A 12236-nucleotide genomic window follows, 5' to 3' on the forward strand; every position below is an offset into this window, starting at 1 on the left:
CCTCATGCCAACCCACGCCCCCGACCTCGCCTCCGCCAACGAAACCCCGCTTCCGGTTCCGCTGATCGCCGCCGCCGTCGACGTCCTGTCGCGCGCCGACTCATTGCTCGTCACGGCCGGCGCCGGCATGGGCGTCGACTCCGGCCTGCCGGACTTTCGCGGCACCGAAGGCTTCTGGCGCGCGTATCCCGCGCTACGCCACGAGGGCTACGAATTCCACGAGATCGCGTCGCCGCGCGCGTTCCGCGACCGGCCGCGCCTCGCATGGGGCTTCTATGGCCATCGCCTCGCGCTCTACCGCGCGATCGTTCCGCACGCGGGCTTCGAGATTCTGCGCCGCTGGATCGACGCGATGCCGAACGGCGGCTTCGTGCTGACGAGCAACGTCGACGGGCAATTCCAGAAAGCCGGCTTCGATCCCGCGCGCATCGTCGAGATCCACGGATCGATCCATGCGATGCAGTGCCTGGAGACCTGCTCGGGCCACACGTGGGATGCCGTCCCGTTCGCGCCGGACGTCGACGCCCGCACCTGCGGCCTCGTCGGCGAGCTGCCCGCGTGTCCGCGCTGCGGCGGCCTCGCGCGGCCGAACATCCTGATGTTCAACGACGTCGAATGGATCGGCACGCGCTACGACGCGCAGGATCAGGCGCTGCGCGACTGGCTCGCCGGCGCCGGGCGGGTGGCCGTGGTCGAGGTGGGGGCGGGGACGGCGATTCCGACCGTGCGTCTCATCGGCGAACGGGTCGCCACCGAGATGATCCGCATCAACGCGCGCGAGGCGCACGCGCGGCGCGCGCGCGTGATCGGCCTGCAGGGCGGCGCGCTGGCGACGCTGGACGCGCTCGACCGCGCGTGGCAGGCCCGCGGCTGACCCGCCGCGGGCCGCGTGCGATTACGGCTGCGCGACGAGCGCCTGCATGAGATAAGGCACGTGCGGCGCGCCGAGCCCGGTCACGTAGTCGTAGCCGCCTGCAGCGGTGCAGATCGTGCCGCAGTTGCCGTTGGTGCCGGTCGTCACGTCGTGATAGTCGCTGCCGTACGCGCTTGCCCCGGCCGCATACAGCGTGTTGTACGTGCCGCTCAGCACGTGCTTGCCGGCCGCGGTGCGCAGCGAATTGGCGATCGCGAAAAGCGCCGCCCACTGCGGTGCACCCGCGCTCGTGCCGCCGACCTCGAACCAGCCCGCCTGCCGCTGATACGTGACCGAGTCGTACACCGCGAATCCCGTGGACGGGTTCGCGTCGTAGCTCACGTCCGGCACGCCCCGCTTGCCGGCGACCGGGATCGGCCACGTGGATTGCCCGGCCGGCTCCGGCTCGTAGCTGCTGACGCCGCCGCCGCTGCCGTTCCAGGCGGTCTCGCCGAGGTAATTGCCGTAGCCGTCGGCGGACAGCGTCGTGCCGCCGACGCCGACGACGTACGGCGACACCGCCGGATATTCGGTGCCGTTGCCGCTATCGCCCGACGATGCGACGAACGTGACGCCCGCCGGCGTGCGGAAGTGGCTGTCGTAGCTGGTCTCGCCGCTGAACTCGTTGCCCCCGAAGCTCATCGACACGACGGACGCACCGCGCTTCACCGCGACGTCGACTGCCGTCATCAGGTCGTTGAAGCTGTTCGACGCGGCTTCGACGAGGACGATCTTCGCTTTCGGCGCGATCGCGTGCGCCCACTCGACGTCGAGCGCCATTTCGAGCGACCAGCCCGCGTTCGAGGGCGGCCTGATACCGCTCGCGTAGACCTTCGTGAAGCAGCCGTTCTGGCTGGTGCAGGCCGGCAGCGAGAACGTGTTGCTGAACACGCCGAGATCGGACTCGATTTTCGGATCGTCATAGGCGTCGATGATGGCGATCACCATGCCGTCGCCGCCGTTCGCCACGGCGTCGAAGCCGTATGCGTGCCGCACGACGGACGGCGTCAGGCCGGTGACGATGGCCGTGCTGGCGTTCGCCTTCACCTTCGTGTGGAACGGCGGCCGGGCGAAGCCCTTCTGCACGCGGGTGCCTTCGATGTACGACGGCGTGTCGCCCTGGGCGAACGCGATGGCCGATGCCAGAAGCGGCATGCAGAGCACCGTCGTCAATATGGACGGCAGGGTTTTTCGCTTCATTTTGAATCTCCATGTCGGCGAGACGGCGCGACTCCGCGGAATTCTAGGAAAGATCCCGGGCAACTAGAAGCGATATCGGCGTAGCTCGGGAATTCCTTAGGGATGCAGATGCTGTGGAATCGCGGGTGAACGGGTGTTCTGGCGAATGCGGAGCGCACCTGGACATGGATTGCGATAAGCCGGGATATAAATCTTGTTTTATTTATCGATTAATTCGCCGTATTTGAATAATTGAAATGACGACGTAATGAGCTGCGTAATGAACCGGAAAAGATGCGAGTGAGCATTCGCTATGAACGACGGGGCTGCGAATCCGGCCGCACGTTCGCGCGCATTGCCGAAGCGGCGCAAATCCGCATAAAGTGCTTCGTACGCAGACGAAGGCGCCGTGCAGCCGCGCCCGGGCTGCGCCGTTCGCCGGGCGCCGCCGGCGTGCCGCGGCCGTGGTCGGGCCGCCCCATCGACGAGGAGCGGCCTTGCTATATTCGATCGTCGCAATCTTCATCGGCGCCGGGCTGGGCGCGCTGCTCCGCTGGTTCCTGAGTCTCGGCCTCAACGCGCTCCTTCCCGAGGTGCCGCTCGGCACGCTCGCCGCGAACCTGATCGGCGGCTATGTGATCGGTGTCGCCGCCGTGGCGTTCACGGCAAAAGCGGGGCTGCCGCCCGAGTGGCGGCTGTTCGTGATCACCGGCTTCCTCGGCGGGCTGACGACGTTTTCGACCTATTCGGTCGAAGTGATGACGCACGCGCTGCAGGGCGAATTCGGGTGGGCGGTCGCGGTGGCTGCCCTACACTTGACGGGATCGTTCACGCTGACCGCGCTCGGCATGTGGACCGCCCGCGCGTGGCTGGTGGCGGCCTAGGCCCCGCGCCAGCCGGTTATTGGCATGAACGGGCGGCAGGCACAGGCAGCAGGCGCGGGCGCTAGGCGGCACGATCAGGTGCCAGGCAGCAGGCGATCGGAGGCTCGGGATGGACAGGATCTTGTTGCGCTTCTACGTGCACGAGCAGCATCGCCTGCACTGGAAGCCGCTGTGGGAATGGCTGCTCGAGGAGGCGAACCGGATGGGCATCGCGGGCGGCTCGGCGTTCCGTGCGATGGCGGGCTTCGGCCAGCACCGGGTGCTGCACGAGGACCGCTTCTTCGAATTGCAGGGCTCGCTGACGATCGAAGTCGAATTCGTCGTCAGCGAAGACGAGGCGCAGCGCCTGCTCGCGCGGCTCGCGCAGGAAAAGCTGCGCGTGTGCTACGCGATGATTCCGGCACGCTTCGGCGTGATCGACACGCTCGGCGCGCCGGGCTAGGGCATGTTTCTGCCGTCGAATCGGCGCGAACGAGGCCCGGTGGCGCCGGGCGGGCACCGCCTTCGGTCAGATGCCGAACAGCGTCAGCGAAACCGCGGCGCGGGTGACGACCATCAGCAGCACCTGCACGATCACGAACAGCAGGATCGGCGACAGGTCGATGCCGCCCAGGTGCGGGATCACGCGGCGCAGCGGATTGAGAAACGGCGCGGTCAGCTGATAGAGGATCGGCATGGCCGGCGAGCGCGGATTGAGCCACGACAGCAGCGCCATCAGGATCGTCATCCAGATGACGAGGTTCAGTGCCCACTTCAGGACGGTCAGCAGCGCGACGATGGCGATCGTCGGCGCGAGCGCGAGCGGATCGACGCCCGCCATCGCGATCATCAGCACCACGTACACGAGCGCGGTGAGAATCGAGGCGACGACGCTTGCCCAGTCGATGCCGCGCACGCCGGGAATCACATGGCGCAGCGGCAGCACCAGCCAGTTGGTCGCCTGCAGCACGGCCTGCGTGACGGGGTTGTAGGGCGGCACGCGCACGGCCTGCATCCAGATCCGCAGGATCAGCGCGGCGCCGAACAGCGTGAAAAGTGTATTGAGCAGAAAACGGGCGATCTCGCCGAGCATCGTTGGAATCCTTCTTATACAGTCGAGTAGCGTGCGGCCGCCACCGCCGGACGGCGGCGCATTGGCCGCCGACACCTTATCACGGCTCGTCGCGCGAGGGGGAGGCGCCGGCTGTCGCACGCGCGAGCGATGCCTCGACGACGCCGGCCAGCGCCGCAAGCGACGCGGGCGGCGCCGCGCGCGTCGCGGCAAGCGCGACCGCCCGGCGGGTGAGCAGCGCATAGAGCGTCGCGTGGTCGCCGCCGCGCGCCTCGAGCAACGCGAGCTGGCGCTCGACAATGTTCGTGTCGCCGCGCGACACCGGCCCGGAGAGCGCGTTCGCCAGCCCCTTCTCGCGCGCCGTCTCGATCGTGCCGGCGAGCATCGGCAGCAGCGCGCGCAGCGCGTCGTCCTCGTCGAAGCCGAGGCCGCGCCACAGTTCCACCGCCTCGGCGAGCCCGCACAGCGCGAAGCTGGCCGCGTAATGCGCGGCGGCGTGATAGAGCATCCGGCCGCCCGCCGGAATCGACAGCGGATGGCAGCCGAGCGCCGCGGCGAGGCGTGTGAGGACCGCGTGCAGCGCGCCGTCCGCTTCGATCGTGACCGAGCAGCCGTCGATGCGCGTCAGGTCGGCGTCGCCGCCGCCGAACAGGTACAGCGGATGGAACCCGCCCGTCGCCGCGCCCTGTTGCCGCGCCGGTTGCAGGAGCTCGACGCTCGACGCGCCGCTGCAGTGCACGAGCGCCTGCCGCCCGGCACGCGATGTGTCGAAGCGCAGACCCTGCGCCGTCGCGGCGAGATGGTCGTCGGGCACGGTGAGGAAAATCAGCTCGGCCGCGTCGGCCACGTGCTGCGGCGTCTCGACCGCCCGGCAGCCGTCGATGCGCGCGGCGAGGGTGGCCGCCGATGCCGGCGTGCGGCTCGCCACTGCGACGACGGGAAAGCCGGCCTGCGCGAAACGCTGCGCGACGCAGCGCGCGAGACGGCCGGCGCCGATGAAGCCGAGACGGGGCGTGGCGGATAGGGACATGGCGAAACGGGGAGCAGAGAAGGGAAAGGGCGCCAGTATCGCAGGATTGATCGCCGGCGCGTCGGCCCCGCAGCGTTGGCTATTTGTCTCGAAATTGTAATCATTCATTACGTGTCCGGCGCGCCGCCACGTGCGCGAATCGGCAAGAATGACCGATCGGCGCGGTCCGCTTCGTCCCGTCTGACGGAATCATGCGACCTTTGCGGGTGTCCGTCGGGTGCGCGCGATGCGCGGCGGGCGACCCGCACGGCCGCCCAATTGCAATTTGCAACAAATGCGGGTGCCGAGAGGGGCGGGTTTTCGCTACATTGGCTGCATGCGACGCGCATGCGCGCGATTGCCGACAGGTGCGGACCTGGTGCCGCCCCAGCAGGAGAATCGAAGTGAAGAAGCTCATTCCGTTCATCGCCGCCGCAGCGCTCGGCCTGGGGGCCGCCAGCGCCGCGCAGGCACACGTGTCGATCGGGGTCGGCATCGGGGTTCCGGCCTACCCGGCCTACCCGGTCTATGCGGCGCCGCCGCCCGTCTATTACGCGCCGCCGCCGCCCGTGTATTACGCTCCGCCGCCAGCGGTCTACTATCCGCCGCCTGGTGTCGTCGTCGGCGGATATTGGGGGGGCGGTCCGTACTGGCGTCACCATGGCTACTATCGAGGAGGCGGCCACTGGCGCCGCTGATCGCCCGCTGATTTGCCACCCTCGCGCGGCATGACCGCGCGTGGCCTACGGCGCAACGTCCCTGGCGGGAGGCTGCGCCGTTTTTTCGTTTGGGCGGCCGGGGCCTCGCTCGTCAAGCATCGGCAAAGCTGGGACAATGCAATTCCTTCCAGCCACGGCCACAGCCCCGAACGCGATGCCCGTCCTGCCTGCTCCGACCTTCGATGATGTCGTCGACGCCGCCGCCCGGCTCGATGGCGCCGCACACCGCACCCCCGTCCTGACGTCCCGCACTGCCGATGCGCGCACCGGCGCGACGCTGTTCTTCAAGTGCGAGAACTTCCAGCGGATGGGCGCGTTCAAGTTCCGCGGCGCGTACTACGCGATTTCCCGCTTCGACGCCGAGCAGCGCCGCGCGGGCGTGCTCACGTATTCGTCGGGCAACCACGCGCAGGCGATCGCGCTCGCCGCGAAGCTCGCGGGCATCCGCGCGACGATCGTGATGCCGCACGATGCGCCCGCCGCCAAGCTCGACGCGACCCGGGGCTATGGCGGCGAGGTGATCACCTACGACCGCTATACGGAAAACCGCGAGGAAATCGGCGCGCGGCTCGCGCAGGAGCGCGGCATGACGCTGATCCCGCCTTACGACCACCCGCACGTGATCGCGGGGCAGGGCACGGCGGCGAAGGAACTGATCGACGAGGTCGGGCCGCTCGACATGCTCGTCGTGTGCCTCGGCGGCGGCGGATTGCTGGCGGGCAGCGCGCTGTCGGCCGCGGCGCTCGCGCCGGCGTGCAGCGTCGTCGGCGTCGAGCCGGAGGCCGGCAACGACGGCCAGCAGTCGCTCGCGCGCGGCGAGATCGTGCACATTCCCGCGCCGCGCACGATCGCGGACGGCGCGGCGTCGACGCATCTGGGCGCGTACAACTTCCCGATCATCCAGCGGCTCGTCGAGCGGATCGTCACGGTCAGCGACGCGCAGCTCGTCGGCACGATGCGTTTCTTCGCGGAGCGGATGAAGATGGTGGTGGAGCCGACCGGCTGTCTCGCGGCCGCCGCGGCGCTCGACGGCGTGCTGCCGGTCGCGGGCAAGCGGGTGGGGGTGCTGGTGAGCGGCGGGAACGTCGATCTCGCGCGCTACGCCGGGTTCCTGCACGGCTGAACGCCGCCCGGCCGGTGGCCGGCCCCGCTGCGGTGCGGTCAGGCCGCGTGAACGATCAGGTCGCGATAGCCGCTGACGATCACGCTGTACGAGAAATACGCGAACAGCAGCGCCGACACCACGTGGCACGCGCGCATCAGCCCGGCGCCCGCGCGCTTGCGGCCGTGGCTTGCCAGCGTGCAGAGAAACAGCGTCCACGCGAGGCCGCCGAGGAAGAATCCCGACAGGAACACCGACGCCGTCGCCGGCGTGGTGGCGCCGGCCTTGGCAATCAGCGCGCCGCCGACCGCCGCGAACCACAGGATCGCGCTCGGCGACGACATCGCGAGCACGATCCCGCGCACGAAGCTGCGCCGGGCGCTTGCGCGCGGCGCTTCCCCGTCGCCGGCGTCCGCCGGTGCGGATGCCGGCGCCAGCGCCTCGCGCGCCATTTTCCACGTCAGGTACAGCAGCACCGCGCCGCCGCCGATCCAGACCACCCAGCGCACCGCTTCGAACTGCAGCAGCACCGCCATCCCGGCGAGCGCGAGCGCCGCATAGGCCAGATCGCCGACGCATGAGCCGAGGCCGAGCCAGAAGCCCGGACGGAAGCCGTGCGACAGCGTGAGCGACAGCATCGCGACATTGACGAGGCCGATGTCGAGGCACAGCGAGAGCGACAGGAAGAATCCGTCGGACAGCATCGAAGCGGGCGGGAAGTTCATCGTTCCTCGTGGAATTGCATGAAGCGGGCGGCGCGCATGGTCACAGGCCGATGTCGCGCCACAGTTGATCGACGCGCGCCTTGACGGCCGCATCCATCTCGATCGGGCGGCCCCATTCGCGCGCGGTTTCGCCGGGCCACTTGTTGGTCGCGTCGAGCCCCATCTTCGAGCCGAGGCCGGCGACGGGCGACGCGAAATCGAGGTAGTCGATCGGCGTGCTGTCGACCATCACCGTGTCGCGCACCGGGTCGACGCGCGTCGTGATCGCCCAGATCACTTCCTTCCAGTCGCGGATATTCACGTCCTCGTCGACGACGACGATGAACTTTGTATACATGAACTGCCGCAGGAAGCTCCACACGCCGAACATCACGCGCTTCGCATGGCCCGCGTAGCTCTTCTTCATCTGGACGATCGCCATCCGGTAGCTGCAGCCCTCGGGCGGCAGGTAGAAATCGGTGATCTCGGCGAACTGCTTCTGCAGCAGCGGCACGAACACCTCGTTGAGCGCGACGCCGAGAATCGCGGGCTCGTCGGGCGGTTTGCCGGTGTAGGTCGAGTGGTAGATCGCGTCGCGGCGCATCGTGATGCGCTCGACCGTGAAGACCGGGAACCACTCCTGCTCGTTGTAATAGCCGGTGTGGTCCCCGTACGGCCCTTCGAGCGCGTGCTCGTATGCGGCGGACGCGCTGTTCGCCGGGCGCGGCGGGGCGCCGGCCGGGGCGGGCGCGGGGGCGCCGTCCTGCGGGTAGATGAAGCCTTCGAGCACGATCTCCGCGCGCGCGGGCACCTGCAGCGTGTCGACGCCCGGCGTCAGGCACTTCGCCAGCTCGGTGCGGCTGCCGCGCAGGAGGCCGGCGAACTGGTATTCGGACAGCGAATCGGGCACCGGCGTGACGGCGCCGAGCATGGTGGCCGGATCGGCGCCGAGCACGACCGCGACCGGATACGGCTTGCCCGGATTCGCGAGCGCGAATTCGCGGAAGTCGAGCGCGCCGCCGCGATGCGCGAGCCAGCGCATGATCAGCTTGTTGCGGCCGATCAGCTGCTGGCGGTAGATCCCGAGATTCTGGCGCGGCTTGTGCGGCCCCCGCGTGACCGTCAGGCCCCACGTGACGAGCGGGCCGGCGTCGCCCGGCCAGCAGGTCTGGATCGGCAGCTTGTTCAGGTCGACGTCGTTGCCTTCCCAGACGATCTCCTGGCACGGCGGCGACGACACCGACTTGGGCGCCATGTCCCATACCGCCTTCGCGAGCGACAGCAGCTTGCCGGCGTCTTTCAGGCTCTTTGGCGGATCGGGTTCCTTCAGCGCGGACAGCAGCCGGCCGAGATCGCGCAGGGAGCCGAGCGCGGCGTCGTCGCCCGCGTCGACGCCCATGCCGAGCGCGACGCGCCGCGGCGTGCCGAACAGGTTGCCGAGCACCGGAAAGCGGTGGCCGGACGGCGCATCGAACAGCAGCGCCGGACCGCCGGCGCGCAGCACGCGGTCGCACAACTCGGTCATTTCGAGCACGGGCGACACGGATTGCGTGACGCGGCGCAGCTCGCCGAGCGCCTCGAGGCGCTGGATGAAGTCGCGTAAGTCTTTGTATTTCATGAACAGGTCCGGGCCGCCCGTGTGCGGGACGGCGAAGGTGGGGCGAGCGGCCTGCTGCGACCCCGAATCGAGCGCAGATTTTACCCGCGTGGCCGCGTGGATGCCCGAACACGAAAAAAGTTGACAGCGCGCAAACCCATACGGCACGGGGCTCGGTGTTCTGAAGGGTCGGCGTGTATTACTTTTTGTTATGATTTTTGCATTTTATAGTGTTGACGATCTATAAAACCCTGCTAGAATCCGCTCACATTGGTTGCAGGGTAAAGGCTTAGAGCCGCCAATCACCGATCCTTTGACGCAGCGCGTCACCGTCCGCCGATACCTGCACGGCATGCTTGACGGTCTTAGTTGTAGTCTCAGCCAGCGCCACCAGACGCTGGTTTTTTATGCGTGGGAGCCACCGCGTACGCCCGCCAGCATGGCGCCGGCCGTTTTCCTGCCGTGGCCCCCGAACGGTACTTATGCCGTTTCTCCGATACCTGCCGTCCAGACCAAGGCGTGCGGTGTCGTGATTCCGCGGAGCGTTGCCTTTCTCGCCATCGAGATGCGCGGGCCGCACGAATCATGTTCATGGGAGATCTTCTGAATGAATGCTTGGTTATCGTGGCGTCCCAGTGAGCAGCATGCGCAGTGGTTGCGCGCCGTGCTCCGTCGCGGGACGCGTGTCAGTCACCACTTGTTCAGCGTCGTCGGCGGTCTTGCCATCGTCGTCGCGCTCGCGCTCTGGCTTCTGCCGGCGGTGCGCGGCACGATTGCCGCGAAATTGATGCCGATCGTTTCCGCGGCCGTGCAGGCCGGTCCGGCACGCTTGCTGACCGGACATCCGCTGCCGAATTTCGCGCCGGCCGGCGCGCAGCAGCAGGACGACGGCCAGGGCGCCGATGCGCTGGACGTCAGCTATGACGACGCGTCGGATGCCGCCCAGGGCGACGGCGACGCGGCCCGCAACGGCGAGTCGCCCGTGTCGCTCGCGAAGATGATCCCGATCCAGCGCGTGCCCGCCGATGCGCGCGACGATCGTGCGCTCGCGTCGAACCGCGAGCAGGCGCTCGTCGCCACCTATATCTCGCGTCGCTACCGGGTCGCGCAGGAGCCGGTCGGCAAGCTCGTCAAGGCGGCATTCCAGACCGGCCGCGACGTCGGCCTCGATCCGTTGCTGCTGCTCGCGGTGATGGCGATCGAGTCGGGCTTCAACCCGTACGCCGAAAGCGGCGTCGGCGCGCAAGGCCTGATGCAGGTGATGTCGAAGGTGCATTCCGACAAGTTCCAGTATTTCGGCGGCACCGACACCGCGCTGCAGCCGGTCGCGAACATCCAGGTCGGCGCGCTCGTGCTGAAGGACTGCATCGCGCGCGGCGGCTCGCTCGCGAGCGGCCTGCGCATGTACAACGGCTCGACGAACCCGGACGACAGCGTCTACGGCGCGAAGGTGCTCGCCGAGCGCACCCGCCTGCGCGATGTGTCGCGGGGCCACAACGTGTCGATCTACACGCAGCAGGCCAAGGCCTCGCAGCCGATCGTCACCGCGGCGGCGGCCGGCGGCGCGAAGCGCGTTCACACGACGCTCGACGGCGCGGCCAAGAAGTCGGCGCAGCAGGACGATGCAAGCATCGACGCCGCGAAGCACGGCGGCCATTCGGAGCTGGGCGCGTAACGCGCGCATGGCCCCGGACGGGCAGAAAGCGGAAAGGGCACTCGAGGGTGCCCTTTCTTTTTGTCTGCGCGGCGGCGTATGTCGTGAAACTCGCCGGGAGCGGAAAGCCTGCGCGCCGCTCCACCCCGGGGTGCATCGCGCGTGCCCCGCGTGGCCCGTCAGCGGAGGTTGAACAGCTTGCCGAGCCGCTCGACCGCCTCTTCGAGGCGCGGATACGCGGTCGCGTATGACAGGCGGATGTAGTCGCGCGGCGCATGCACGCCGAAATCCATGCCGGGCACCAGCACGACGCCGGCATCGTGCAGCATCGCCTGCGTGAGCGCGGCGCTGTCGCCGGCCGCCGCGTGCGCGACGCCGCCGCAATGCGCGTAGACATAGAACGCGCCGTCCGGCATCACCGGCACCGTGAAGCCGAGACGCTCGAGCGCCGGCACGATGAAGTCGCGGCGGCGCTTGAATTCGAGTCGGCGCGTCTCGTAGATGTCGAGCGCGGCGGGTTCGAAGCACGCGAGCGCCGCATGCTGCGCGAGCGCGGACGGGCAGATGAACAGGTTCTGCGCGAGCTTTTCGAAGGTGCCGACGAGCGCGGGCGGCACGACCAGCCAGCCGAGCCGCCAGCCGGTCATGTTGAAGTATTTCGAGAAGCTGTTGACGGTGACGACATCGTCGCCGAACGACAGCGCCGACACCGGCGGCGCGTCGTAGCTGAGCCCCTGGTAGATCTCGTCGACGATCGTGAAGCCGCTGCGCGCGCGCACGGCCTCGACGATGCGTTTCATCTCGTCCGGCGCGAGCGACGTGCCGGTCGGGTTCGACGGCGACGCGAGCAGCACGCCGCGCGTGCGGTCGCCCCACAGCCGCCCGACGTCGGCGGCGGTCAGCTGGAAGCGCGCTTCCGGGCCGCTCGGCACCAGCACCGCGCGGCCTTCGGCCGACGCGACGAAGTGACGGTTGCACGGATAGGACGGGTCCGGCATCAGCACCTCGTCGTCGCGGCCGACGAGCGCGAGACACGCGAGCAGGAGCGCCGCGGACGCGCCCGCGGTCACGACGATCCGCTCCGGGCTGACGGTGAGCCCGTACGCGCGCGCGTAGTGCGCGGCGATCGCCTCGCGCAGCGGCGCGATGCCGAGCGCGCTCGTGTATTGCGTGACGCCGCGGTGCAGCGCGGCGGCGGCGGCCTCGATGACCGGCTCCGGCGCGGTGAAATCCGGCTCGCCGATGCCCATGTGGATGATGTCGCGGCCGGCGGCTTCGAGCCGCTGGGCCTCTTTCATCAGCTCCATCACGTAGAACGGCTGGATCGCGTCGACGCGCGCAGCGAGCGTCATGAGCGGATCGGCGGTGGTATTCATCGGCGGGTCGGAAGAGGGGGCGTCAATCGGAAAAGAAAAACGGGCGCC

Annotated in this window: 12 protein-coding genes; 6 read left to right on the forward strand and 6 right to left on the reverse strand. The window is 68.8% G+C overall.

Annotated features, from left to right (window positions below):
- Positions 1-4 precede the first annotated feature (4 nt).
- Positions 5-874, forward strand: a complete 870-nt coding sequence (locus LIG30_RS17620) for an SIR2 family NAD-dependent protein deacylase (protein ID WP_038714090.1) — start codon at positions 5-7, stop codon at positions 872-874.
- Positions 875-895: 21 nt separating this feature from the next.
- Here the strand turns inward: LIG30_RS17620 and LIG30_RS17625 are convergent, their stop codons facing one another.
- A complete protein-coding gene (locus LIG30_RS17625; protein ID WP_235510336.1) occupies positions 896-2068 on the reverse strand; it encodes a S53 family peptidase in 1173 nt (390 codons plus the stop codon).
- Between the two features lie 521 nt (positions 2069-2589).
- Here LIG30_RS17625 and crcB point away from each other — a divergent pair.
- Together crcB and LIG30_RS17635 are read left to right on the forward strand one after the other, a co-directional pair.
- Positions 2590-2976, forward strand: coding sequence for a fluoride efflux transporter CrcB (crcB, locus tag LIG30_RS17630; RefSeq protein WP_038713997.1), 387 nt, complete (start codon positions 2590-2592; stop codon positions 2974-2976).
- Between the two features lie 109 nt (positions 2977-3085).
- Positions 3086-3418 (forward strand): DUF190 domain-containing protein, encoded by a 333-nt coding sequence (locus LIG30_RS17635; RefSeq protein ID WP_038713998.1) that lies wholly within the window; start codon positions 3086-3088, stop codon positions 3416-3418.
- A gap of 66 nt (positions 3419-3484) precedes the next feature.
- Here LIG30_RS17635 and LIG30_RS17640 read toward each other — a convergent pair whose 3' ends face one another.
- The gene (locus tag LIG30_RS17640; protein ID WP_038714000.1) at positions 3485-4048 is read right to left on the reverse strand and encodes a YggT family protein; all 564 of its coding nucleotides are present in this window, start codon (positions 4046-4048) and stop codon (positions 3485-3487) included.
- A 79-nt stretch (positions 4049-4127) separates the two neighbouring features.
- Complete coding sequence (locus LIG30_RS17645) at positions 4128-5057, reverse strand: Rossmann-like and DUF2520 domain-containing protein (protein WP_038714001.1); 930 nt, start codon at positions 5055-5057, stop codon at positions 4128-4130.
- Between the two features lie 383 nt (positions 5058-5440).
- Between LIG30_RS17645 and LIG30_RS17650 the strand changes: the two genes are divergently transcribed.
- Both LIG30_RS17650 and LIG30_RS17655 read left to right on the forward strand, forming a co-directional pair.
- A complete protein-coding gene (locus LIG30_RS17650) occupies positions 5441-5734 on the forward strand; it encodes a hypothetical protein (protein ID WP_038714002.1) in 294 nt (97 codons plus the stop codon).
- A 175-nt stretch (positions 5735-5909) separates the two neighbouring features.
- Entirely contained in the window at positions 5910-6878 is a 969-nt protein-coding gene (locus LIG30_RS17655; protein WP_038714004.1) for a threo-3-hydroxy-L-aspartate ammonia-lyase, read from the forward strand.
- A 38-nt stretch (positions 6879-6916) separates the two neighbouring features.
- On the opposite strand, the gene LIG30_RS17660 is transcribed toward LIG30_RS17655, so the two are convergent.
- Both LIG30_RS17660 and LIG30_RS17665 read right to left on the reverse strand, forming a co-directional pair.
- Entirely contained in the window at positions 6917-7582 is a 666-nt protein-coding gene (locus tag LIG30_RS17660; protein ID WP_038714006.1) for a LysE family translocator, read from the reverse strand.
- Positions 7583-7622: 40 nt separating this feature from the next.
- A complete protein-coding gene (locus LIG30_RS17665) occupies positions 7623-9179 on the reverse strand; it encodes a UbiD family decarboxylase (protein ID WP_038714007.1) in 1557 nt (518 codons plus the stop codon).
- A 586-nt stretch (positions 9180-9765) separates the two neighbouring features.
- On the opposite strand from LIG30_RS17665, the gene LIG30_RS17670 reads away from it, so the two are divergent.
- Positions 9766-10833, forward strand: coding sequence for a transglycosylase SLT domain-containing protein (locus LIG30_RS17670; RefSeq protein WP_038714009.1), 1068 nt, complete (start codon positions 9766-9768; stop codon positions 10831-10833).
- Positions 10834-10991: 158 nt separating this feature from the next.
- Here LIG30_RS17670 and LIG30_RS17675 read toward each other — a convergent pair whose 3' ends face one another.
- Entirely contained in the window at positions 10992-12188 is a 1197-nt protein-coding gene (locus LIG30_RS17675) for a pyridoxal phosphate-dependent aminotransferase (protein WP_038714011.1), read from the reverse strand.
- Positions 12189-12236: the final 48 nt, after the last annotated feature.

It is taken from the genome of Burkholderia sp. lig30, from assembly GCF_000687455.2.
Classification (GTDB): domain Bacteria; phylum Pseudomonadota; class Gammaproteobacteria; order Burkholderiales; family Burkholderiaceae; genus Burkholderia.

What these genes read in the sequence shown, in the direction of transcription:
- LIG30_RS17620 (WP_038714090.1), top strand. Translation starts at nt 5, where the DNA reads ATGCCAACCCACGCCCCCGACCTCGCCTCCGCCAACGAAACCCCGCTT.
- LIG30_RS17625 (WP_235510336.1), bottom strand. Translation starts at nt 2,068, where the DNA reads ATGCCGCTTCTGGCATCGGCCATCGCGTTCGCCCAGGGCGACACGCCG.
- LIG30_RS17635 (WP_038713998.1), top strand. Translation starts at nt 3,086, where the DNA reads ATGGACAGGATCTTGTTGCGCTTCTACGTGCACGAGCAGCATCGCCTG.
- LIG30_RS17640 (WP_038714000.1), bottom strand. Translation starts at nt 4,048, where the DNA reads ATGCTCGGCGAGATCGCCCGTTTTCTGCTCAATACACTTTTCACGCTG.
- LIG30_RS17645 (WP_038714001.1), bottom strand. Translation starts at nt 5,057, where the DNA reads ATGTCCCTATCCGCCACGCCCCGTCTCGGCTTCATCGGCGCCGGCCGT.
- LIG30_RS17655 (WP_038714004.1), top strand. Translation starts at nt 5,910, where the DNA reads ATGCCCGTCCTGCCTGCTCCGACCTTCGATGATGTCGTCGACGCCGCC.
- LIG30_RS17660 (WP_038714006.1), bottom strand. Translation starts at nt 7,582, where the DNA reads ATGAACTTCCCGCCCGCTTCGATGCTGTCCGACGGATTCTTCCTGTCG.
- LIG30_RS17665 (WP_038714007.1), bottom strand. Translation starts at nt 9,179, where the DNA reads ATGAAATACAAAGACTTACGCGACTTCATCCAGCGCCTCGAGGCGCTC.
- LIG30_RS17670 (WP_038714009.1), top strand. Translation starts at nt 9,766, where the DNA reads ATGAATGCTTGGTTATCGTGGCGTCCCAGTGAGCAGCATGCGCAGTGG.
- LIG30_RS17675 (WP_038714011.1), bottom strand. Translation starts at nt 12,188, where the DNA reads ATGAATACCACCGCCGATCCGCTCATGACGCTCGCTGCGCGCGTCGAC.